General features: G+C 62.8%; 20 protein-coding genes. 6 read left to right on the top strand and 14 right to left on the bottom strand.

The genetic code is table 11. The annotated features are described in order from the left end of the window. Positions 1 to 13: 13 nt before the first annotated feature. The 5 genes from NKG99_RS16420 to hmgA form a co-directional block, all read right to left on the bottom strand. Entirely contained in the window at positions 14 to 550 is a 537-nt protein-coding gene (locus NKG99_RS16420; RefSeq protein WP_352869508.1) for a DinB family protein, read from the bottom strand. After that, the gene (locus NKG99_RS16415) at positions 547 to 747 is read right to left on the bottom strand and encodes a hypothetical protein (RefSeq protein WP_352869506.1); all 201 of its coding nucleotides are present in this window, start codon (positions 745 to 747) and stop codon (positions 547 to 549) included. The genes NKG99_RS16420 and NKG99_RS16415 overlap by 4 nt, the downstream gene beginning before the upstream one ends. A gap of 99 nt (positions 748 to 846) precedes the next feature. Then, complete coding sequence (locus NKG99_RS16410) at positions 847 to 1,860, bottom strand: fumarylacetoacetate hydrolase family protein (RefSeq protein ID WP_352869504.1); 1,014 nt, start codon at positions 1,858 to 1,860, stop codon at positions 847 to 849. Beyond that, the gene (locus NKG99_RS16405) at positions 1,857 to 2,744 is read right to left on the bottom strand and encodes an MBL fold metallo-hydrolase (protein WP_352869556.1); all 888 of its coding nucleotides are present in this window, start codon (positions 2,742 to 2,744) and stop codon (positions 1,857 to 1,859) included. The genes NKG99_RS16410 and NKG99_RS16405 overlap by 4 nt, the downstream gene beginning before the upstream one ends. A gap of 11 nt (positions 2,745 to 2,755) precedes the next feature. Next, positions 2,756 to 4,069, bottom strand: coding sequence for a homogentisate 1,2-dioxygenase (gene hmgA, locus NKG99_RS16400; RefSeq protein ID WP_352869502.1), 1,314 nt, complete (start codon positions 4,067 to 4,069; stop codon positions 2,756 to 2,758). 87 nt (positions 4,070 to 4,156) lie between these two features. Between hmgA and NKG99_RS16395 the strand changes: the two genes are divergently transcribed. Continuing rightward, entirely contained in the window at positions 4,157 to 4,624 is a 468-nt protein-coding gene (locus NKG99_RS16395) for a MarR family winged helix-turn-helix transcriptional regulator (protein ID WP_352869500.1), read from the top strand. A gap of 69 nt (positions 4,625 to 4,693) precedes the next feature. On the opposite strand, the gene tdh is transcribed toward NKG99_RS16395, so the two are convergent. Both tdh and NKG99_RS16385 read right to left on the bottom strand, forming a co-directional pair. Beyond that, the gene (gene tdh, locus NKG99_RS16390) at positions 4,694 to 5,728 is read right to left on the bottom strand and encodes an L-threonine 3-dehydrogenase (RefSeq protein WP_352869498.1); all 1,035 of its coding nucleotides are present in this window, start codon (positions 5,726 to 5,728) and stop codon (positions 4,694 to 4,696) included. A 52-nt stretch (positions 5,729 to 5,780) separates the two neighbouring features. Further along, positions 5,781 to 6,968, bottom strand: coding sequence for a glycine C-acetyltransferase (locus NKG99_RS16385; protein WP_352869496.1), 1,188 nt, complete (start codon positions 6,966 to 6,968; stop codon positions 5,781 to 5,783). A 303-nt stretch (positions 6,969 to 7,271) separates the two neighbouring features. On the opposite strand from NKG99_RS16385, the gene NKG99_RS16380 reads away from it, so the two are divergent. Further along, positions 7,272 to 9,338, top strand: a complete 2,067-nt coding sequence (locus NKG99_RS16380; protein ID WP_352869494.1) for a putative bifunctional diguanylate cyclase/phosphodiesterase — start codon at positions 7,272 to 7,274, stop codon at positions 9,336 to 9,338. Positions 9,339 to 9,503: 165 nt separating this feature from the next. Here NKG99_RS16380 and NKG99_RS16375 read toward each other — a convergent pair whose 3' ends face one another. Continuing rightward, positions 9,504 to 9,932, bottom strand: coding sequence for a MarR family winged helix-turn-helix transcriptional regulator (locus tag NKG99_RS16375; protein WP_352869492.1), 429 nt, complete (start codon positions 9,930 to 9,932; stop codon positions 9,504 to 9,506). Positions 9,933 to 10,051: 119 nt separating this feature from the next. Here NKG99_RS16375 and NKG99_RS16370 point away from each other — a divergent pair, with 119 nt between their 5' ends. After that, on the top strand, positions 10,052 to 10,459 hold the full coding sequence (locus NKG99_RS16370; RefSeq protein ID WP_352869490.1) for a hypothetical protein: 408 nt from the start codon (positions 10,052 to 10,054) through the stop codon (positions 10,457 to 10,459). Positions 10,460 to 10,595: 136 nt separating this feature from the next. Here the strand turns inward: NKG99_RS16370 and NKG99_RS16365 are convergent, their stop codons facing one another. Beyond that, positions 10,596 to 12,641 carry an oxidoreductase gene (locus NKG99_RS16365; RefSeq protein ID WP_352869488.1) on the bottom strand — a complete coding sequence of 682 codons (2,046 nt, stop codon included), beginning with the start codon at positions 12,639 to 12,641 and terminating at the stop codon, positions 10,596 to 10,598. Positions 12,642 to 12,741: 100 nt separating this feature from the next. On the opposite strand from NKG99_RS16365, the gene queF reads away from it, so the two are divergent. Next, the gene (gene queF / locus NKG99_RS16360; protein ID WP_352869487.1) at positions 12,742 to 13,203 is read left to right on the top strand and encodes a preQ(1) synthase; all 462 of its coding nucleotides are present in this window, start codon (positions 12,742 to 12,744) and stop codon (positions 13,201 to 13,203) included. A gap of 8 nt (positions 13,204 to 13,211) precedes the next feature. On the opposite strand, the gene NKG99_RS16355 is transcribed toward queF, so the two are convergent. The 4 genes from NKG99_RS16355 to NKG99_RS16340 form a co-directional block, all read right to left on the bottom strand. Continuing rightward, the gene (locus NKG99_RS16355; protein WP_352869485.1) at positions 13,212 to 13,826 is read right to left on the bottom strand and encodes a hypothetical protein; all 615 of its coding nucleotides are present in this window, start codon (positions 13,824 to 13,826) and stop codon (positions 13,212 to 13,214) included. Positions 13,827 to 13,830: 4 nt separating this feature from the next. Next, positions 13,831 to 14,310: a DUF3828 domain-containing protein gene (locus NKG99_RS16350; RefSeq protein ID WP_352869484.1), complete on the bottom strand. Its 480-nt coding sequence runs from the start codon at positions 14,308 to 14,310 to the stop codon at positions 13,831 to 13,833. A 95-nt stretch (positions 14,311 to 14,405) separates the two neighbouring features. Beyond that, complete coding sequence (locus tag NKG99_RS16345) at positions 14,406 to 16,055, bottom strand: ABC transporter substrate-binding protein (protein WP_352869483.1); 1,650 nt, start codon at positions 16,053 to 16,055, stop codon at positions 14,406 to 14,408. A 42-nt stretch (positions 16,056 to 16,097) separates the two neighbouring features. Further along, positions 16,098 to 17,648, bottom strand: a complete 1,551-nt coding sequence (locus NKG99_RS16340) for a trimethylamine methyltransferase family protein (protein WP_352869482.1) — start codon at positions 17,646 to 17,648, stop codon at positions 16,098 to 16,100. 92 nt (positions 17,649 to 17,740) lie between these two features. Here NKG99_RS16340 and NKG99_RS16335 point away from each other — a divergent pair, with 92 nt between their 5' ends. Beyond that, positions 17,741 to 18,643, top strand: a complete 903-nt coding sequence (locus tag NKG99_RS16335; protein WP_352869481.1) for a LysR substrate-binding domain-containing protein — start codon at positions 17,741 to 17,743, stop codon at positions 18,641 to 18,643. A 276-nt stretch (positions 18,644 to 18,919) separates the two neighbouring features. Further along, positions 18,920 to 20,794: a DNA mismatch repair endonuclease MutL gene (gene mutL, locus NKG99_RS16330; protein WP_352869554.1), complete on the top strand. Its 1,875-nt coding sequence runs from the start codon at positions 18,920 to 18,922 to the stop codon at positions 20,792 to 20,794. A gap of 23 nt (positions 20,795 to 20,817) precedes the next feature. Here mutL and NKG99_RS16325 read toward each other — a convergent pair whose 3' ends face one another. Next, entirely contained in the window at positions 20,818 to 21,543 is a 726-nt protein-coding gene (locus NKG99_RS16325) for a hypothetical protein (RefSeq protein ID WP_352869480.1), read from the bottom strand. Between the last annotated feature and the right edge of the window lie 119 nt (positions 21,544 to 21,662).

The raw sequence follows: 21,662 nt of genomic DNA, 5'->3' as shown, positions 1-21,662 counted from the left end.
TTGGCGACCTGGCTTACAAACGCAGCCGCTCGATTTCCGCTTTCCTGAGCTTCGCATCATAATCGAGCAAGAACTCGTCGAGCTGCGGCGGCTTGACTGACGTGCCCGACAGCATTGCATGCACCTGACCGCGATGATGGATGTCGTGCAGGAAGACATGGGCGAGGATATCGCCGATGCGCTCAGGAATCATGCCGTCCTGGCGCCGGTCGGTGATGACGCGGCGGTCGAGATCAGCCTCCGACAGCCCGTCGCAAAAGGCGATCAGTCGCCGATCGGCCACAGTCTGCGCGGCAAACAGGGCCCGCGGCTCGTCGAAAGGCACGAAATCGTCATGGGCGGCCGCGCCGAGACCGCCCTCTTCGAGAAAATCGAGATAGAGAAGATCGACCGCCAGTATGTGGTTGAGCGTCGCCTCGATCGACGGAAAGAAGCTGGTGCGCACGGCACCGAACTCGCCGGGCTGAAGGGACAACACCGCCCGGTAGAGCCGGTCGCTCGACCAAAGATTGTTGGCGGCCATGCGGCGCAGATGATCAAGCAGGTTCATGCCCTCACCCTGAGGAACGGATCAGATACAAGCCCACCCACCGCGAATCCAGCGAGCACAATCAGCAGCAACCGGTACATCCGTCGCCGCATGGCTTGTGTTTCCTCGTCCCGCGCGACGTTCATGTTGGTGATGGTGTGGAACATCATCGCCTTGCGCGGAAAGCCGCCGAGATTGGTGAGAGCGGGCGAACGCACCTCGATGCGATAGCTCAGCCGGATGGCGAGGATGAAAACGGCCAGAATGGCGAGCGCCCAGATGCCCGCCAGCAGATAGAATGCATCCCCGTCATTCCCTCACCTCTCGTATTTCTCGACCTTCTGCTCGATGGCGCCGAAGATCGAATGACCCGTCCTGTCCTTCATCTCGATGCGCACCGTGTCGCCGAAGCGCAGGAACGGCGTTCTGGGCTCGCCTGACACAATGGTCTCGATCATGCGCAGTTCGGCGATGCAGGAATAGCCGGCGCCACCGGCCGAGACAGGTTTGCCCGGCCCGCCGTCAAGTTTGTTGGAGACGGTCCCCGAGCCGATGATAGTACCGGCGACCAGCGGTCTGGTCTTTGCCGCGTGAACGATCAGCGCCGGAAAGTCGAAGGTCATGTCGATACCGGCATTGGCCCGGCCGAACGGCTCGCCATTGAGATCGGCGAGCAGCGGCAGGCTGACCTTGCCGCCGTCCCATGCGTCGCCCAGTTCGTCCGGCGTCACCGCGACAGGCGAAAACGCCGAGGACGGCTTTGATTGGAAGAAGCCGAAACCCTTTGCCAACTCCGGTCCGGTGAGCGCGCGCAGCGTGACGTCGTTGACCAGCATGATCAGCCGGATCGCGGCGCGCGCTTCGTCGAGGCTTGCACCAATCGGCACATCATCGACGATGATCGCGACTTCGCCTTCCATGTCGATGCCGAAGGCTTCGTCGACTATCCGGATCGGATCGCGTGGCGGAGTGAAGGAGTCCGAGCCGCCCTGGTAGATCAGCGGGTCGGTCCAGAAGCTCGCCGGCATCTCGGCGCCGCGGGCTTTGCGCACCAGCTCGACGTGGTTCACATAGGCCGAGCCGTCGGCCCATTGATAGGCGCGCGGCAGCGGCGAGTGGGCGTCATGCTCGTGGAAGCGCTCCGCCGGCACCGCGTTGTTCTCCAGCGATTCCGCTATTGTCGTGAGGTGCGGTGCGATGCGCCGCCAGTCGTCGAGCGCCGCCTGCAGCGTGCGCACCAGGAATGAGGCGTCGGTGAAGCGTGTCAGGTCGCGCGAGACGACGACGAGTTTTCCGTCGCGCGTTCCGTCCTTCAATGTGGCAAGCTTCATGCGGTTTCCTCTCCTTGTGCAGCTTTGGCGCTGCTTAACTCCACAACAAGGCCGTCCCGGGCGATCGTCAAGTCGCCGGCCCATGTTTTCCTGACAGCGGCGATCCATTCGGCTTCGCCGATCCCCGGATCGTCGGCTGGAATGAGGTGATTGAGCACCAGCCTCGTCACGCCGGCATCGCTGGCGATGCGCCCGGCCTCTTCGGCAAAGCTGTGGCTGGCGAGCAGATGGTCTCTCAGCCGCGCGCCATTGCCGGTCCTGGCCACCAGCCGCTCGATGCCTTGTTCCAGCATGGCCTCGTGAACCAGAATATCGGCGACCCTCGCAAAATCGGCGAGCGGCGGATAAAAGGCCGTATCGGCGGAAAAGACCACGCTTCTCCCAGCGTGTTCGAAGCGCAGGGCAAAACAGTCGGTCACCGGCGGATGGTCGACGCGCAGCGCCGAAACCTCGACGCCGCCTTGCTCGACCACGTGGCCCTCGCCGAATTCGACGATCGAAACCAGATCGCGAATATCCGGCCGGCCCTCGTCGACGATGCGGATCTCGATGTCGAACTCCATCGCCTGACAAAAGCGCCGCCAGTAGTGGCCTGTGCCGGGCGGGCCGAACACGCCGGCGGGCGTTGCCAGACCCGCCGTCCAGGCGGTGTGGAGCAACGGCCCTAGTTCCAGCACGTGGTCGGAATGCAGATGCGTGATGAAGATCAGGTCAAGCGACTTCAGGCTGATGCCGGCGTCGACCAGGCCGCGCGTCACGCCAAGTCCGCAGTCTACAACGACCGTGCGGCCGCCGATCTGCAGCAGCGACGAACTCGGCCATGGACCACCCGGCCGCAGCGCCGGGCCACCCTTCGAGCCCAAAATCACCAGTTGGTCCGGCATTGGCTCGGTGCTCAAGACCAGTCGCCCTCTGGCGTGCCGTTGAAACGCTTCTTCAGGTCCGCCCAGCAGTCGATGTAATTATCCTGCCGGGTTTCCAGTTCGGCGCCGTAGCGGGTCAACATCTGCGGAAATCGCGTCTCGAACATGAAGGCCATGGTGTTGTCGAGCTTGACCGGTTTCAGATTCGCGCGCGAGGCCTTTTCGAAGCCAGGGGCATCCGGCCCATGGGCCAGCATCAGATTGTGCAGACTGATGCCGCCGGGCACAAAACCCTCTTCCTTGGCGTCGTATTGGCCATGGATCAGACCCATGAACTCGCTCATGATGTTGCGGTGATACCAGGGCGGCCGGAACGTGTCTTCGGCAACCAGCCAGCGCGGCGGGAAGATGACGAAGTCGATGTTGGCGGTGCCTTCCTCGCCGCTCGGCGCGGTCAGCACGGTGAAGATCGACGGGTCGGGATGATCGAACAGCAGCGCGCCGACCGGCGAAAAGGTTGCCAGATCATATTTGTAGGGCGCGTAGTTGCCGTGCCAGGCGACGACATCCAGCGGCGAATGCCCGATCTCGGTGACATGGAAATTGCCGCACCATTTGACCACCAGCCGGCACGGCATTTCCTTCTCCTCGAACCAGGCGCAAGGCGTCTTGAAATCGCGCGGATTGGCCAGGCAATTGGCGCCAATCGGGCCTCGGTCAGGCAGCGTAAGCTTGGCGCCGTAATTCTCGCAGACATAGCCGCGCACTTCGGCGTCGACCAGCTCGACCTTGAAGACCAGACCGCGTGGCAGCACGGCGATCTCGCCGGGCCTCAATTCGATCACGCCCATCTCGGTGACGAAGCGCAAGGCACCGACCTGCGGCACGATCAGCAACTCGCCGTCGGCGTTGAAGAAATGATCGTCCACCATCGAGCGGTTGGCGACGTAGACATGCGCTGCCATGCCGGTCTGCCCCAGCACATCGCCGGCAGTGGTGATACTGCGCATGCCGGCGATGAAATCGGTCGGCTCCTTCGGCATCGGCACCGGGTTCCAACGATATTGGCCGAGCGCCAGTTCGTGATCGCCGACATTGGGCGCGGTCTTCCACAGTGGGTAGCTCGCCGGTTTGAAGCGGCCGGTGTGCTTGACGCTCGGCCGAATGCGATAGAGCCAGGAACGCTCGTTGGTGCCGCGCGGGGCGGTGAAGGGCGAGCCCGAAAGCTGCTCGGCATAGAGCCCGTAGGCCGGCCGCTGCGGCGAGTTCCGTCCTTGCGGCAGCGAACCGGGCAGCGTCTCGGTTTCAAAATCGTTGCCGAAGCCCGGCATGTAGGAAAAGGCCATCGCTTCCTCCCGGAATGGATCTCAATTGACGAAACTGGTTTCGTTTGTAACCATCGAAAATGTAACCATCAATGGCGGCTTTGAAAAATGGCGATCAAGAGCGAAGTGCCCGACGCGCCTGAAATTCTCAACCTGGAAAATTTCCTGCCCTACCGGCTCTACCGGCTTGCCGACGCCGTCAGCCGCGAATTTTCGCGAATATACAAGGACAGCCATGGCCTTACACGGCCGGAATGGCGCACCCTTTCCGGGCTTGGGCAGCACGGCACAATGACGGCGTCCGCACTCGGTGAGCAGTCGGCCATGCACAAGACCAAGGTTTCGCGCGCGGTGGCTGAGCTTGAACGGCGGCGTTGGCTAACGCGCACGCCAGATGAGAAAGACCGCCGCCTCGAACATCTGACGCTGACCAGGGCAGGCCTCGCCGCCTATCGCGAGATGGTGCCGCTGGCGAAGGCGTTCGAGCGGGAGTTGCTGTCGAAATTGAGCGTCAAAGAGCGTGGGGCGATCATAGAAGGACTGGCAGCGCTAGAAACGGCATTGGGGAAAGACTAGGTACCAAAAGAATTGTTGATATGTCGGCAGGCCAGAGGGGGGTGCTGTCCCGTCGGCGTTTCTAATCACCTACCAGTCCATCACCACCTTGCCCGAACTGCCGCTGCGCATGGCATCGAAGCCGGCCTGAAAATCGTCGATGCCGATGCGGTGCGTGATCAAGCCGGAGACATCCAGCGGACCTTGCACCAGCGCGATCATCTTGTACCAGGTCTCGAACATCTCGCGGCCGTAGATGCCTTTCAGATGCAGCATCTTGAAGATGACCTTGTTCCAGTCGATTTCGAAACCGGTGGGCGCAATCCCCAGGATGGCGATCTTGCCGCCATTGTTCATGGTGTCGATCATGTCGCGGAAGGCGGGTGCGGCGCCCGACATTTCGAGGCCGACATCAAAACCCTCGGTCATGCCGAGCGCAGGCATGACGTCGCGCAGCTTTTCCTGCGAGGCGTCGACGACATGCTGGACGCCGAGCTTTTTGGCCAGCGCCAGCCGCACCGGGTTGATGTCGGTGATGACCACCTTTCGCGCGCCGACGCATTGCGCGACGAGCGCGCCCATGATGCCGATCGGCCCGGCGCCGGTGACCAGCACATCCTCCCCGACCAGATCGAAGGACAGTGCGGTGTGGACGGCATTGCCTAGGGGATCGAAGATCGCCGCGATCTCGTCCGGCACATCGTCGGGGATCGGCACGACATTGTGCTGCGGGATTGCAAGATACTCGCCGAAGGCGCCGGGACGGTTGACGCCGACACCGAGCGTGTTGCGGCAGAGATGCCCTCGCCCGGCGCGGCAGTTGCGGCAATGGCCGCAGACGATATGACCTTCGCCCGACACGCGCTGGCCGATCTTGTATTCCGTGACCGCAGCGCCGAAATCGGCAACCGTGCCGACGAATTCATGACCGGTGACCATCGGCACCGGCACCGTCTTCTGCGCCCACTGGTCCCAATTGTAGATGTGGACGTCGGTGCCGCAGATCGCCGTTTTGCGGATCTTGATCAGCACGTCGTTGGGGCCGATCTCCGGCACCGGCACCTCTTCCATCCAGATGCCCGGCTCGGCCTTGGCCTTCACCAGCGCCTTCATCATGTTCGACATGCTTTTGTCCCTTGAATCTCTTGATCCGGAATCGCTTTTCGATTGCGGCCTTTCAGGAAATCACGCCCAATTCCTTGCCGACCGCTTCGAATGCCTCAACCGCGCGGTCGATGTCCGCGGCGGAATGCGCCGCCGACATCTGCGTGCGGATGCGCGCCTGACCCTTCGGCACCACCGGGAAGGAAAAACCGATGACATAGATGCCGCGCTTCAGCATGCGCGCCGCCATCTCCTGCGCCAGCGTCGCATCGCCCAGCATCACTGGAATGATCGGATGGTCGGCGCCGGCCAGCGTGAAACCGAGCTTGCCCATCCGCGACCGGAACCGCGCCGCATTGGCATAGAGGTGCTCGCGCAAGCCATCGCCATTGCGGATCAGGTCGAACGCCTTGATCGAAGCGCCGGCGATCGCCGGCATCAGCGTGTTGGAGAAGAGATAAGGCCGCGAGCGCTGGCGCAGCCAATCGACCACCTGCCTCTTGCCCGATGTGTAGCCGCCGGATGCACCGCCAAGCGCTTTGCCGAGCGTCCCGGTGATGATGTCGACCCTGCCCTCGACGCCACAATGCTCGGCCGAGCCGCGGCCGTTCTGGCCGACGAAGCCGACCGCATGGCTGTCGTCAACCATCACCATGGCGTCGTATTTGTCGGCGAGGTCGCAGACACCCCTGAGATTGGCGATGATGCCATCCATCGAGAACACACCGTCGGTGGCGATCAGCCGGAAGCGGCAGTCCCCGGCTTCCTTCAGGCGCGCCTCGAGATCGGCCATGTCGTTGTTGGCGTAGCGGAAGCGTTTGGCCTTCGACAGCCGCACGCCGTCGATGATCGAAGCGTGGTTCAGCGCATCGGAAATGATCGCGTCCTCTTCACCGAGCAACGTCTCGAACAGGCCGCCATTGGCATCGAAGCAGGAGCCATAGAGGATGGTGTCTTCCAGGCCGAGGAAGGATGAAATCGTCGCCTCGAGCTGCTTGTGCTCCTCCTGCGTGCCGCAGATGAAACGCACCGATGCCATGCCATAGCCATAGCGGTCGAGCGCCTGGCTGGCCGCCGCACGCAGGTCGGCGCTGTCGGCGAGGCCGAGATAGTTGTTGGCGCAGAAGTTGAGCACTTTCTGCCCACCGACCTCGATCTCAGCCGACTGGGTCGAGGAGATCACGCGCTCGGATTTATAGAGGCCGGCCGATTTGAGCCCCGCGAGCTCGCTGTCGATGTGAGAGAGGAATGCTGCGGTCATGGTCGGGCCTCGTTTGATGTGGGCCGACTGTCGTCTCGTCCGAGGTAAAAATCCATCGCAAAAACGACCGGATCGGTGGCAAGCGGCCCGATGCGGCCTCGATGGTCGCAAAAGCAACGCTACTACAAATGGTTCTGGCGGATCGCTCAAATGCCGGCACGGCGCTAAACGGGCCGATAACCATTTCGCGATCTTTCCACGTCTCCCCCTTGCCGGACGGCTGTCGATTTCCAGACCTGTTAATGTTTGCAGGCCATTGGTCTTCGCAGCAGGAATCCGTTGGCGAGAGGACCGCCCCCGAAAATGTCGCAGCAGCCGGCGCAAACCGTTTCAGGCAAACTCATACTGCTGATCAAAGCTGGCTACTGGCTGGCCCTCCTGATCATTGCCGCCATGGTGATAGCCTCCTTCATCCTGCTGCAGCAGATGATGGCCACCCAACAGCACAACAACACGTTGCTCGACATCGTCAGCACGCAAAAGACGCTTTCGCAGCGCATCGTCTTCCTGGCCGGCGCAACGGGCGCTGCTTCGCGTGACAAACAGCCGGCGCTGGTCAGCGCGCTCAAGCAGGCGACGGCGGAGTTCGAGACGAATTACGATCTGCTGCTCGAGCAGACGGGAGCCGATCCGCAATCGCAGGCCAAGCTCGACCCAAAGTCGATCGAGAGCGTCCTTTTCGCCAAGCCTTTCCACCTCGACTATTTCTCGGTCGGGCTGATCGCCAATGGCGACCGCCTGATCTCGGCCTATGAATCCCAGTTCACCGGCAATGGTGGCTACAAGGGTGGCGACGAGCGCGTCAACCTCGACGCCTCCGTCGCCAATGCGAGCTTGTCGGGCTACGCCGCGCTTGGCCAGCGCATCAGCGCCGATGCCGACGAGCGTTCCGAGAAGCTGCTCGCTCTCCACCGCACGCTGTTCTACGCCACCCTGGGCGTCATCGTACTGGTGGCGCTTTTCATCTTCAGGCCGATGTCGAACGCTATCCTGCGCAAGACGCATGAGCTGATCGACGCGCGCAATTCCATGGCCTTCATCGCGGTGCATGACGGCCTCACCGGCCTGCACAACCGCACGTTTCTGACCGATCATTTCGATACGCTGATCAAGGGCACGCACAGGCGTCGCGAGCGACTTGCCGTCGTCCAGCTCGACCTCGACCGGTTCAAGCAGATCAACGATACGCTCGGCCACGCCGCCGGCGACTATGTACTGGTTGTCACGGCACAGCGCATGCGCGATTCCTGCCGGGCTTCGGATCTCTGCGTACGCCTGGGCGGCGACGAGTTCGTCATGATCCTCGGTGGCGCCGGCGGCACCGAAGACATCAACATGCTGGCGCGGCGCATCCTGGCGCATATCAACGAGCCGATCGTCTTCCAGGGCACGACCATTCTCCCGGGCGCCAGCGCCGGTATCGCCGTCTACCCGATCGACGCCGACAATGCTCAGGATCTGCTGGTTCATGCCGATCTGGCGCTCTATTCCGCCAAGAAGCTGGGCGGCGGCAACTTCTCCTTCTTCTCCGAAGAATTGCGCCGCGAGCTCGACTATCGCAAGCAGCTCGAGCACGACATCAAGGTCGCCATCGCGGAGCGGGCATTCCAGGTCTATTTCCAGCCGCAGGTTTCGCTGACCAACGGCACGATCAGCGGCATCGAGGCGCTGGTGCGCTGGAACCATGCCGAGCGCGGCATGATCCCACCGGGCGAATTTATCCCGGTCGCCGAAAAATGCGGCTTCATGCCCGAGATCGGCCGCATCGTCATCACCAAGGCGATCAAGGAAGCCGCCGAATGGAACCGCGCCGGCATTGCCTTCGGCCGCCTTGCGGTCAATGTTTCCGGCACCGAATTGCGCGAGCCCGATTTCGATGCGTTTCTGTTCGAGACACTGGAAAAGGCCGGGCTGCCGCCACAGAAACTGTCGCTGGAAATCGTCGAATCCGTCATCCTCGACGACGAGAAGACGGGTATCGCCGCCAAGCTGCGCCACATCCGGGCAGCCGGCGTCCATCTGGAACTCGATGATTTCGGTACCGGTTATGCCTCGCTAAGCCATGTCAATCCGAACGAGATCGACCGGCTGAAGATCGATCGCCGCTTCGTCCAGAACATTCATGAGAATGGCGACAACTCGAAGATCGTGCGCGCCATCACCGAGCTTGCCCGTGGCCTCGGCATCTCCATCGTCGCCGAAGGCGCCGAAACCGAAGCCGAACTCGAATCGCTGATGGCGATCGGCTGCGACCAGGTGCAGGGCTACTCCATCGCCTTCCCGATGCCGCACGACAAGGCGCTGGAATGGCTGACCGCCCGCATGCCGAAGAAGGCCAAGCTGACGGTGCTGCAGGGAAGCCTGGCGTAGCCATTGCCCAAAGCGCGTGGCGCTTGAGCGGAGTCGAGCGACGCGCTTTGCGTCTTTGTTTGTGCGACGGCAAGACGAAGCTGACCAACTTGATCACCGCGCTGAAGCTGCGCCATTACACCTTTGGGACAATCCGGGGTTACGACGACTGAGCCCTATCCTGCTCTAGCTTTCGACATTCGCCCGCAATGCCGCCAGCACCTGCGCGAACTCCGCCAGCCGCTCGTCGGACAGTCCGACCCGCAGCCGCTTGTCAAAGGACAATGCGGCCTTGCGCAACGTCTCGAACATCGCTTCTCCCGCTGCGGTCAGTTCGACCAGATGGACCCGGCGGTTGACGGGATCGCGGCGGCGCACCAGCAGGCCCTGCGCCTCCATCGCGTTGAGATGGTGGGTCAGCGTCGCCCCCTGGATGCCGATCATGCCGGCAAGCTCGCGCTGATTGGCAAGCTTGCTCGACTTGACAGACAGCAGAGTGAGCCAGACCGGCAACGTACCGCCCGCTTCGACAAGAGCAGCATCGAAGGCTTGGGCGACAAGTTTGGCTGTGCGGCCAAGATTCATGCCGACTGGTGGGCGGTCAAAGGGCGTCATCGTCGGACACTAGACGGTGTTTTCCGTAGAGGGAACAGAGTGACAGGTTATACATTGACATCTAATCATTTGATATCTAATTATATGCAAACGGCGGGCAGAAAAGAGGAAATGCGGTCATGCAATATGTCTACATCGTCGTCCTCGGTCTTCATGTCATGGCGGGCGTGTTCTGGGCCGGCACCACCATCGCGGTCGGCCGCGATCCGGAGATCCGGGCGGAACGGTTCTTCCGGCCCCAAATGGGCGCGGCCGGTCTCGTTTTCCTCACCGGCATACTGCTTTGGTATTTCTTCCATGAAGGCCTTTTCGGCCCGATGGAGAAGGTGCTGGCGCTGGGCATCGCCACGGCTCTAATTGCCGCCGGCGTACAGGGCGCGCTGGTGGGTTCCGCCACCAGGAAGCTTGCCGGCGCCGACGCGGCGACGGAAGCCAGGTTGCGCGCGAAAATGACAAGAGGCGAGCGCATCGCCGGCGGTCTACTGGTCATCACCGTGCTGTGCATGGCCGTCGCGCGGATGGTTTGAGGCGCGGCACAACTTCACGGAATCGTACGTTGTCTGGCGACGAGCCAATGACGTGCGGGCGCGCGGTCGGACCGAAGTACACGGGCTCTCGTACGCAGGTCCGACCGCGCGCCACCAATTCTCGCGATAACGAATTTCAAATCCGCAAGCCGAACCTGATGCCGTCATAAATGGCGGCATGGATGTTGCGCGAGGCGACCGCGTCGCCGATCCGGAACATCACGAAGCGTGCTTCTGGGTTGCGCGCCGGAAAAATGTCGCCGCCGCTCACCAGCCGCTCGTAATCCACCGCGCCGCCGTTCTTCGACAGCGGCTTCAGCGAGAGATAGAGATCGTCGAGCGGCAGCGTGCCGTGCTCGACCACCACCTGGTCGACCCGCCGCTCGCCGCGCCAGCCATCGGCAAAGTCCGAGGCCAGTTCCGCGACCAACTGATTGCCCTCGCGCCGTACCGAGCGCAGCCGCGTGTTGATGGTGATGGTGACGCCCTTTTCCTGGAAGGCGCGCATATAGGGCACGTGGTTCATGCCTCCCATTTCCGGTGCGAAGAACCGCTCCGGCGAGACAAGCTCGAGTTTTGAGCCGGCATTGGCGATCAGTTCGGCCGCGCCCATGCCCTGATGGCCGCCATTGTCGTCATAGAGCAGCACATTTTCGGCCGGCTTGGCGCTGCCGGCCATGATGTCCCAACTCGAGGTGACAAGGTTGTCGCCAGCCGTCAGTGGCGGGTTTTGCGGCAGGCCGCCGGTGGCGACCACCACCACGTCGGGCGACAGGGCCAGAACGTCGTCCTTCTCCGCCCAGGTGTCGTAGCGAATCTCGACACCGAGCCGGTCGAGTTCGGCCAGCCGCCAGTCGATGATGCCGATCAATTCCTTGCGGCGCGGGTTCTGCGTCGCCAGCCGAACCTGGCCGCCGGCCTGGCTCGACGCTTCCAGGATCGTTACCTTGTGGCCTCTCTCGGCCGCGACCCGCGCCACCTCCAGCCCGCCGGCGCCGGCGCCGACGACGACGACTTTCTGCTTCGGCCCTTCGGTCTTGACGATGATGTGCGGGATGTCGGCCTCGCGGCCGGTCGCCGCATTGTGGACGCACAGCGCTTCACCGCCTTCGTAGATGCGATCCAGACAATAGGTGGCGCCGACACAAGGGCGGATCTCGTGCTCCCTGCCCTCCATCACTTTTTTGATGATGTGCGGATCGGCGATGTGGGCGCGGGTCATGCCGACCATGTCGAGTTTGCCGGTGGCGATGGCGTGCCGCGCGGTGGCTACGTCGGAAATGCGCGCCGCATGGAAGGTCGGGAATTTTGTCGCCGCCCTCACCTCGCCGGCGAAATCGAGATGCGGCGACGAGCGCATGCCGGTCACCGGGATAACCTTGGTCAGTGCCGCGTCACTCTCGATCGAGCCGCGGATGATGTTGAGGAAATCGACCTTGCCGGAGCCGGCCAGCCGCTTTGCAATCTCGACGCCTTCCGCCTTCGACAGGCCTTTTTCAAAATCTTCGTCGGCGACCATGCGGATGCCGACGACGAATTTGTCGCCGACCGCCGCACGCACGGCGTCGAGCACCTTGTTGGTGAAGCGCAGGCGGTTGTCGAGCGAACCGCCGAACTCGTCGTCGCGGTGGTTGGTGGCCGGCGACCAGAAGCCGTCGATCAGATGGCCATAGGCTTCGAACTCGATGCCGTCGAGGCCGGCGGCCTGGCAGCGCTGCGCGGCTGAGGCATAATCGGCGACGATCCGCTCTATGTCCCAGTCCTCGATGGTCTTCGGGAAAGCGCGATGCGCCGGTTCGCGCACGGGCGAAGCCGAGAGCACCGGCAGCCAGTCGGCCTTGTTCCAGCCGGTGCGGCGGCCGAGATGGGTGATCTGGATCATCACCTTGCAGTCGTGCTCGTGGCAGGCATCGGCGAGTTCGGCCAGCCACGGCACGATCCTGTCCTCATAGACATGCAGGTTGCCGAAGGCCGCCGGACTGTCGCGCGAAACGATCGCCGAGCCGGCGGTCATGGTCAGCGCCATGCCGCCCTTGGCCTTTTCGGCATGGTAGAGCCGGTAGCGCTCTTTCGGCATGCCATCCTCGGAATAGGCCGGCTCGTGGCTGGTCGACATGACCCGGTTCTTCAGCGTCAGATGTTTGAGCTGATAGGGCTGGAGAAGCGGATCGCTGCTGGTCATCGTCTTCCTGCGGTTTTAAATTGTGCTAATGAGCGGCAAAATTCGTTTTCAAGCATGTCGTCCCCACACTTCCCGGCGACATGCGATAAGGAACCCGTTTATGATCGACACCAAGACCCTCACCCAGCTCGGCGCGCACGTCGAGACGCCACAGAGCCCAGAAGCAGCGGTCCTGGAGACCGTGCCGTTTGCGCGCGGCGACGGGCCGCCGGCGATCGTGCGCTTCACTTGCCCGGAATTCACCTCGCTGTGCCCGGTCACCGGCCAGCCGGATTTCGCCCATATCGTCATCGACTACGCGCCCGATGCGCTGCTGGTGGAATCCAAGTCGCTCAAGCTGTTCATGACCTCGTTTCGCAACCATGGCGCCTTCCATGAAGACTGCACCGTCATGATCGGCCGCCGCATTGTGGCGGCAACCAAGCCGCTGTGGTTGCGCATAGGCGGCTATTGGTATCCGCGCGGCGGCATTCCGATCGACGTGTTCTGGCAGACCGGCGCGCCGCCCGAAGGCGCCTGGCTGCCTGACACCGGCGTCGCGCCCTATCGCGGGCGCGGCTAGCTCGCTCGTCATTCGCACTGATATTGGCTGAGTGCCCATTCACCGGTCACCGACAACAGATCCGTGATCTTCCAGTCGCCATCGACCTTCTTGAACTTCCACTCCAGCCGGTGCGGGTTGCCAGCGATGACGAAGGCGACGATGACCTTGGCTTGGTCGCCATTGATCGCCTCGAGCGTCTTCAGGCTCTTGTCGATCTCGGCCTTGTCATAGTCCGCATTGTCCAGTGCCATGTTGGGGTCGAGACACTCGCCCTGCCCGGATTTGCGCAAGACGTCGCTCTTGTCGAGCACGGTTTTTGCCGGATCGATGAAATGGCTGCGCTGCGCCGGATCGATCTCCAGCCCGACCTTATCGTAAAATGGCCGCACCACCGCTGTTGGCGAGCCCGGCTGGACGGGTGCTGCCGGCGCTGCCTCGGCTGGCGACCATCCGACCGGCGGCGTTGTTGGTTCCACAGCCGCTCCGGGCGCATTTGCGGGCGGCGGCCCGCTGTCGCCCGGCGCGGTGTCAACCGGGGCGTTTGCCGGCGGCGCACCCAACAAGCCTTGCGCGGTGGCGCCACTCAGACCCACCGCCAGCAGGCACATGGTCGACAGTGCCAGGATCGGGCGATGGGCCATCGCATCACTCCGGTGTCTGGCCGGCCACGCATTCCAGCGCGCTGAGCTTCCAGTCGCTGGTCTTCGAGGCGATGTCCGATATCTTCCACTTGCCGTCGATCTTCTTGAGCGACCAGACCATTTCGCGTTTGGAATCCTCGCCCTCGGAGAAAAGGCGGAAGGACGCTGTAACCTCTGCGTTGTCGCCATCCAGCTTCTCAGACAGTTTCAGCGTTTTCGAGACGGTCTTCTGATCGAAATCCTGGGCGTCCAGGCCAGGATCGAAATCGATGCAGGCGACCTGGTCCGGGTTCTTTTTCGTTGCCTGGTCGTTCAGGTCGAACAGTTTCGTCACCGGCTCGGTGAACCGATCCCGGTATTGTTCGTCGGCCTCGAACTTGACTGCGGGAACATAGAAGAACTTCACGGCGTTGGACGCCGGTCCGGCGACGGCGGCCGCCGGCAAGGCTATCGAAAGGGCGGCAACGAGCACTGTCGGTCTCATGCAGAATCTCCGGCTTTTGATGGCTTGAGCCTATCAATACCACGCATCCTGCATATCGGCTTTTTTTCGGCTCATGAAGCCCCGTAACGCTTGTTTCAACCATCCAGCCAGACGTTCTGCAGATCCATCTCGAAGGTCTGGTGGACACCGTAGTTCTTTACCTTCTTGTTCATGTGGCTGTAGAGCTTCTGCCAGAACGGCTGAACGATGACGCCCGAATCCTGCAGGATCTGCTCGACATCCTTCATCACCTCCTTGCGCTTCTCCACGTCGATGAGCGAAAGCGCCTGCTTGAGCTTGGCGTCGAAATCGGGATTTGAGTACGCCGTTTCATTCCAGGCCTCGCCGGTGCGATAGCCGAGCGCCAGCACCTGAACGCCGAGCGGGCGCATGTACCAGATCGTCATGGAATAGGGATATTTCGTCCAGTCGTTCCAGAAGGTCGAACCCGGCAGCACCGTGCGCTTGACCTTGATCCCGGCATCGCGCAGCTGGCCGGCGATCGCGTCGCCCGTGTTCTTCTGCCAATCGTCCTCGACGGTGATCAGTTCATGCTCGAAGTCGGCCTGCCCGGCTTCCGCCATCAGCTTCTTGGCGCCGGCGGCGTCGCGTGTCTTCTTGGGCAGCGGATAGTATTCCGGATGGATCGGGGCGACGTGGTGGTTTTCGCCAGGGGTGCCTCGCCCGGCATAGCCAAGTTCGAGAACCGCGTTGTTGTCGACGGCCATTTGCAGGGCGTTGCGGACCCGCTGGTCGTCATAGGGCTTGTGAGTGATGTTGGTGCGGGCAACGAGCGTCGTCGCCGTCGCAACCTCCGATTTCACCAGGCCCATCTTGTCGAGGATGTCGATGAAGTCGGCGGGCGTCTCGAAATTGAGGTCGATCTCGCCGGAATCGAATGCATTGATCGAAGCATTGAAATCGGTGCCGTAATCGATGAATTCGACGCTGTCGAGCGGCGCTTCCCCACCCCACCACTTGCCGTTCTCACGGCGCTTGACGACCGCCTTCTGGCCGACATCGTAGGAGACTAGTTCGAACGGCCCGGTGCCGATCGGCTTCTTGATCGGATCGGCACCGTCGGCATCGAAGTTGCGATGAACCACCAGCGCCGGATAGTCGGTGAAGTTCGGGATGAGCGAAATGTCGGGTTCGTTCAGTTTCAGCTTGACCGTGTTGTCATCGACCTTGGTGATCGCGCCATCCCTGGCCTTGCCGGTCTTTGCGTCGATCAGTGCACCGACGCGTGCGGCCATGGAGTTTCCGGCGACGCTTTTCTCGCACCAGCGCGTCAGATTTTGAACGACATCATCGGCGCTGAAAGCATCGCCGTTGTTCCATGTAATGCCCTTGCGCACATGCAGCACATATTCGGTGGCGTCGTCGTTGATATCCCAGCTTTCCAGCAGAACAGGCTCGAATGTGAATTGCCTGGTGTAGCGGACAAGCGGCTCCAGCCAGCAGCGCGAAATGTTGGCCAGTTCCACCCAGTCGTAGGTGCGCGGATCCTTCTGCCCCTTCACCGACATCGAGACGCGCAGGGTTCCGCCTTTCTTCGGCTCTTCGGCCAAAGCACGATCGGGCACGGCAAGGCCGATCATGCCATAGGCAAGCGCCGTTGACGCGCCGAAGGCGCTTGCGAGCGCCAGGAATTCGCGCCGGTCGACACGACCCGCGCGTGCTTCGGCGGCCATTGCCTCGATAGTGCTCGGCACGCGATCGCCATTGCTTCTGAAGAATGTCATTTTTTCCTCCCGTCTGGTTCCCGTCTGATCTTCGTGGTCACCTCAACTGACGCTGTCCGGCAGCTTCTCCTCCCGCCGCGCTATGAAGTCTGTCAGGCCATCGGCGATGCCTTCGTCGAGCTTCGGCTCCTCGTAGTCCGCCAGCATGTTGCGCGCCTTCTCGCGGCCGCGCGTGTCGTGGTCCTTCGCCCCTTCGGCCTTCCACTGTTCGAATGAATTGAAGTCCATGATGCTGGGCATGAAGAAGGCGGACTCGAAATGTTCGAGCGTGTGCTGGGTGCCGAGGAAATGGCCCTGGGGCCCCACCTCGCGGATCGCCGCCATCGCTTCCTTGAAATCGTCGAACGGCAGCCCGCCGGCATATTTGTACCAGCCGATCAGTTGTTCGCAGTCGGTCGCGAATTTCGAATAGCCGCAGGTCAGCCCGGCCTCGAGCCATCCCGCCGAGTGCCAGATGTAATTGGCGCCAGAAAGGATGGCGGCATGCATCAGCATGTTCGCCTCGTAGCCCGCCTGGGCGTCGTTCAGCTTCGACCCGACATGGAATCCGGAAGTGCGCCACGGCAGCCGGTACTTCCGCGCCAGGGCTCCCATCAGATACATCATCTGCGCCGCCTCCGGCGTGCCGCCCATCGGGGCGCCGGTCTTCATGTCCACCGTCACCATGAACTGTCCATAGATCTGCGGCGACCCCGGGCGCAGCAGCTGCGTGAACGCGATGCCCGCCAGCGCTTCCGCGTTGACCTGCGCCACCGCGCCCACGGCGGAGGCCGAGGTCGAGGCGCCGCACAGCGCGAAGGGCGCGAGGATCAGCGGCTGGTTGTTCCGCGCATAGACCTTCATCGCGTCCAACATGGTGGCGTCCCACACAAGCGGCGAATTGCAGTTGGTGATCGACACCAGGACCGGGTTGTCGCGGACATAATCCTCGCCGAACACGATGCCCGCCATCGCCATCGTGTCTTCCGCCCGATCCTTGGACGTGACGATGCCCATGAACGGCTTGTCGGAGTGCTTCAACGCCGAGTGGATGATGTGGAGGTGACGCTTCGGCACCGCGATTTCCATCGGCTCGCAGATGATCGAGCTCGACGAGTGCAGCGCCGGCGCCATGTAGGCGAGCTTATGGAAATTCTGCAGGTCGGCGAGCGTGCCGTAGCGTCTGTTGTTGTCGAGGTCGCGCACATAGGGTGCGCCGTACATCGGCGCGAAGATGGAGTTGTTGCCGCCCACGCGCACCGAACGCTGCGGATTTCGCGCATTGAGCGTGAACTCCGACGGGACCTTCGAGACCAGCTCCATCAGCAAGGCGCGGTCGATGCGCACACGTGTCTCCGAAACGTCTGCCCCGGCGGCCTTCCAGATCGCAATGGCCTCGTCGTCGCGGAACTCGCACCCCACCTCTTCGAGGATTGAGAGTGACTCTTGGTGGATCAGCTCGACTGCCTCATCCGGAACCATCTGATAGACGGGGATCTGGCGAACCAGGGTCGGAAACGACGTTACGGGAGCCCCGCGCAGCGCCTTGCGCCCGAGGCGGCCGCCACTTCGACGATTGGCGTGTTCGGTCACTTCAGGGGCCGGTGCGTTCATGACAACTCCATTCCACTCATTGGCACCAGCCTAGCGGGACAAAATGGCGATGTGACGCTGGAAAATCCTGATCTCTTGTATAAGCTGAGCTTATGCGAAGCCTGCGCCACCTCCTGCCTTCCGCCGGCAGCCTGATCGTCTTCGAGGCGGCCGGGCGTCTGTCGAGCTTCACCGCCGCCGGGCGCGAACTCGGCATGACGCAGGCCGCCGTCTCCTACGCGGTGCGCGGACTGGAGGAACAGCTCGGCGCCAAGCTGTTCCAGCGCCGCCACCGTCAGGTCATCCTGACCGAGGCCGGCGAGCGCTTCCACGCCGACGTCTCGCTCGGCCTCTCGCATATCCGCAAATCGGCGGAGGATCTGCGCCTGCAGGCAACCGGCGGCCACGTGACGCTGGCCGCCTCGACGGCTTTCGGTTCCTTCTGGATGATGCCGCGCCTGCAGCAGTTCCGCGACGAGCTGCCGGGCATCGACCTGCGCATCCAGACCGCCGATCGCGACCTCGACATCATCGCGGAAGGCATCCCGCTCGGCGTGCGCGGCGGCGAGCCGCGGGATTGGCCGGACTATCATTCGCTGCCGCTGGCGGATGAGGAGATATTTCCCGTTGCCGGCGCCAGCTACGCAGCGAAGTTCGGCCTGCCCAAATCCGTCGCGGAACTGGCCACGCACCGCCTCATCCATCTGGAAGAGCCGTATCGCGAGGCGGCAAGCTGGGACGAATGGTTCCTGTCGGCCGGCGCCAGTCTCAGCGATACCGCGCGCGGCCTGCGCATCAACGACTATGGCCTGGTGATCCAGGGCGTCATGGAAGGCCAAGGCATCGCTCTCGGCTGGCGGCATCTTGCCGAGCGCCTGCTGGCATCAGGACTGTTGGTGACGGTGACGGATCATGTTCTGAGGACCGGCAAGGCGTTCTATGTCGTCTGGCCAAAGAACCGCGAGCTCAGCGACAACGCCCGCAAGGTGCGCGACTGGCTGGCGGCGCAGGCGTGAGGGACAGTGCCTCCCAGTTCCTTGGAAGTCGGCGGGACAGCACCCCCCTCTGTCCTGCCGGACATCTCCCCCGCAAGTGGGGAGATTGGCAGTTCCAACCTCCCCGCCCTTCCTTCAGCGCTGCAGATTGGCGAAAGCCGTGACGACATCCGATCTCCCTCCTTGCGGGGGAGATGGCCGGCAGGCCAGAGGGGGGTGCTGTCCCGCCAGCATCACCGCTATTCCGCCGACATCGAATGCTTCCTCATCGCCTTCGAATCCGCGTATAGTGTCTCCATGCCCATCCGCCAGCTTTCCGAAACGATGATCAACCAGATCGCCGCCGGCGAAGTCATCGAGCGTCCGGCAAGCGTGGTCAAGGAACTGGTCGAGAATGCGCTCGATGCCGGTGCTGGCAAGGTGGAGATCGTCACTGCCGGCGGCGGACTGAACCTGATCCGCGTCACCGATGACGGCTCCGGCATTCCCGAACCGGAGCTGGCGCTGGCGATCGCGCGTCACTGCACCTCCAAGCTCACCGAGGATATCAACGACATCCGCTCGCTCGGCTTCCGCGGCGAAGCGCTGCCGTCGATCGGCTCGGTGTCGCGGCTGTCGATCCGCTCGCGCACAGCCGCCGGCGACAGTGCCGCCGAGATCGGCATCGAAGGTGGCCGCGTCCTGCCCGTCAGGCCGGCGGCGGCCAATCGCGGCACCACGGTCGAGGTGCGCGACCTGTTCTTCGCAACGCCCGCCCGGCTGAAATTCATGAAAGGCGAGCGCGCCGAGAGTTCGGCGACCAGCGATGTGATCAAGCGCATCGCCATCGCCTTCCCCACCGTGCGCTTCACCCTGGCCGGCTCCGATCGCTCGACGCTGGAATTGCCCGCGACCGACAGCAGCCAGGAAGGCAGCCTGCGTCGCATCGCCCAGGTAATGGGTGCCGACTTTCCCGACAATTCGATTGCCATCGAGGCGATGCGCGAAGGCGTGCACCTGACCGGGTACGTGTCGATCCCGTCCTTCACCCGCGCCAACGCGCTGCAGCAATATGCCTATGTCAACGGCCGCCCGGTGCGCGACAAGCTGATCGCCGGCGCCATTCGCGGTGCCTTCGCCGACGTCTTGCCGCGCGACCGCCATGCGGTGACGGTGCTGTTCCTGACGCTCGATCCGGCCATCGTCGACGTCAATGTCCACCCGGCCAAGGCCGATGTGCGCTTCCGCGACCCAGGACTGGTGCGCGGGCTGATCGTCGGTTCCATCCGCCAGGCACTCGCCGATTCAGGCATCCGCGCGGCCACCACGGGTGCTGCCGGCATGATGGCGGCTTTCCGGCCCGGCGCCGCATCCTACGGTCACGGCGGCCCGGCAAACGGCCACCGCAGCTACGACGCGGCCCATCACGCGTCGGGCTCGTCCGGCTTCGATGCTGCCCGTTCATCCCAGCGCCCTCTCGACATGGGTTTCGAGGGAGCGCGCTTCGAACATCGCGGTTTGCGCGAAAACGAGCAGGCGGCGTTCGATGCCGGTCCGCTTGCCAGCGCCGATGCGCGCGCCGGGCAGGATGAGGCGGCCGAGACGCTGCTTGGCGCGGTGCTGGGAGCGGCGCGCGCCCAGGTGCATGAGAACTACATCGTTGCGCAGACCAGGGATTCGCTCGTCATCGTCGACCAGCATGCAGCACATGAACGGCTGGTCTACGAGGCGCTGAAGAATGCGCTGCATTCGCGCCCCGTGCCCTCGCAGATGCTGCTTCTGCCTGAAATCATCGACCTGCCCGAAGAGGATGCCGAGCGGCTTGCGCTCCATTCAGAAACGCTGGCACGTTTCGGGCTCGGTATCGAGCGCTTCGGCCCCGGCGCCGTCGCGGTGCGGGAGACGCCGTCGATGCTCGGTGAAACCAATGTCCAGCAATTGGTGCGCGACCTTGCCGATGAGATCGCCGACAACGACACGGTCGAGACGCTGAAGGAGCGGCTGGACAAGATCGCCGCGACCATGGCCTGCCACGGCTCGGTACGCTCCGGCCGTCTGCTCAAGGCGGAGGAGATGAACGCGCTGCTGCGGCAGATGGAGGCGACGCCGGGCTCCGGCACCTGCAACCACGGCCGCCCGACCTATATCGAGCTCAAGCTGGCGGATATCGAAAGGCTGTTCGGGCGGCGTTGAGGTCTTGCTATCGGCGTCCCGCTTCATTTCCTTTGGCGGTACTTTTTGGTCTTGCGGTCAAAGGCATAGTCCATCGCATATCCGGCGCCGCCACCTCGAAAATTCACCGAAATGATGTCCTTGCCTCGCTCGGCCCACTTCTGGACGTTCGCATAGATGGACGTCATCAACATGCCGGCGTTGCAGCCATCATCATCGAAGGCGATCTCCTGAACGACCTTCCTGCTGCTCTTTTTGATGACCTGCATTTTCGCCATGCAAGTGCCTGACTCGGTGTTCGTATAAAGACCGGCAAACCTGTGGGCGGCTGTTTCGGCCCAGAAGGGAATCTCGACGGTCCCGTCGAGCTTTGGGTCGCCAGTATCGTCCAGGCCCGCGACTTTCTTGAGCGAGACGGGATACGTGTCTGCCCCCTTGCTCCAGGTGCCTGTGGCGCCGCTTTCAGCCATGTCGAGGGAAAACGGGCATCCGGTGGTGTCGACGGGGATCTTTGATCCAACCACCAATATCCGGTCGAATTCCTTGTCGTTCGAGATCTCGCAGAGCGCGAGCCTGCTGCCGTTGAGCTTGCCGAACACCGCTATCGGGCTTTGTTTCGTGTCGTAGAAGTAGCTTCCCTCGACGGTCATGCCGCTGCCGAAGCCGTCATATGTCTGAAGCGAGACATGAACGGGCTGGGAGCCGATCGACCCTTCGTAATTCTCCACGTGATACCAACCCGCGGCGGCCTTCCCGCTCAGCAGCAGCACACAAGAAATTACGGATATGAACCATCTTCCCATCCCGACCCCGCCGTGTTCCACAAAAGCGGCCCACCATAGCCGCCCGCCTGGCGCATGTCTGCATCACGGCGGGTACGGCTCGGGAT

The sequence above is a fragment of the Mesorhizobium sp. M1409 genome (genome assembly GCF_040317535.1).
GTDB lineage: Bacteria > Pseudomonadota > Alphaproteobacteria > Rhizobiales > Rhizobiaceae > Mesorhizobium.
This window is presented reverse-complemented; position numbering and strand designations above follow the sequence as displayed.

Bases quoted from the DNA above. Each gene is read 5' to 3' on its own strand.
- NKG99_RS16420 (WP_352869508.1), bottom strand. From the start codon at position 550: ATGAACCTGCTTGATCATCTGCGCCGCATGGCCGCCAACAATCTTTGG.
- NKG99_RS16410 (WP_352869504.1), bottom strand. From the start codon at position 1,860: ATGAAGCTTGCCACATTGAAGGACGGAACGCGCGACGGAAAACTCGTC.
- NKG99_RS16405 (WP_352869556.1), bottom strand. From the start codon at position 2,744: ATGCCGGACCAACTGGTGATTTTGGGCTCGAAGGGTGGCCCGGCGCTG.
- hmgA (WP_352869502.1), bottom strand. From the start codon at position 4,069: ATGGCCTTTTCCTACATGCCGGGCTTCGGCAACGATTTTGAAACCGAG.
- NKG99_RS16395 (WP_352869500.1), top strand. From the start codon at position 4,157: ATGGCGATCAAGAGCGAAGTGCCCGACGCGCCTGAAATTCTCAACCTG.
- tdh (WP_352869498.1), bottom strand. From the start codon at position 5,728: ATGTCGAACATGATGAAGGCGCTGGTGAAGGCCAAGGCCGAGCCGGGC.
- NKG99_RS16385 (WP_352869496.1), bottom strand. From the start codon at position 6,968: ATGACCGCAGCATTCCTCTCTCACATCGACAGCGAGCTCGCGGGGCTC.
- NKG99_RS16380 (WP_352869494.1), top strand. From the start codon at position 7,272: ATGTCGCAGCAGCCGGCGCAAACCGTTTCAGGCAAACTCATACTGCTG.
- NKG99_RS16375 (WP_352869492.1), bottom strand. From the start codon at position 9,932: ATGACGCCCTTTGACCGCCCACCAGTCGGCATGAATCTTGGCCGCACA.
- NKG99_RS16370 (WP_352869490.1), top strand. From the start codon at position 10,052: ATGCAATATGTCTACATCGTCGTCCTCGGTCTTCATGTCATGGCGGGC.
- NKG99_RS16365 (WP_352869488.1), bottom strand. From the start codon at position 12,641: ATGACCAGCAGCGATCCGCTTCTCCAGCCCTATCAGCTCAAACATCTG.
- queF (WP_352869487.1), top strand. From the start codon at position 12,742: ATGATCGACACCAAGACCCTCACCCAGCTCGGCGCGCACGTCGAGACG.
- NKG99_RS16355 (WP_352869485.1), bottom strand. From the start codon at position 13,826: ATGGCCCATCGCCCGATCCTGGCACTGTCGACCATGTGCCTGCTGGCG.
- NKG99_RS16350 (WP_352869484.1), bottom strand. From the start codon at position 14,310: ATGAGACCGACAGTGCTCGTTGCCGCCCTTTCGATAGCCTTGCCGGCG.
- NKG99_RS16345 (WP_352869483.1), bottom strand. From the start codon at position 16,055: ATGACATTCTTCAGAAGCAATGGCGATCGCGTGCCGAGCACTATCGAG.
- NKG99_RS16340 (WP_352869482.1), bottom strand. From the start codon at position 17,648: ATGAACGCACCGGCCCCTGAAGTGACCGAACACGCCAATCGTCGAAGT.
- NKG99_RS16335 (WP_352869481.1), top strand. From the start codon at position 17,741: ATGCGAAGCCTGCGCCACCTCCTGCCTTCCGCCGGCAGCCTGATCGTC.
- mutL (WP_352869554.1), top strand. From the start codon at position 18,920: ATGCCCATCCGCCAGCTTTCCGAAACGATGATCAACCAGATCGCCGCC.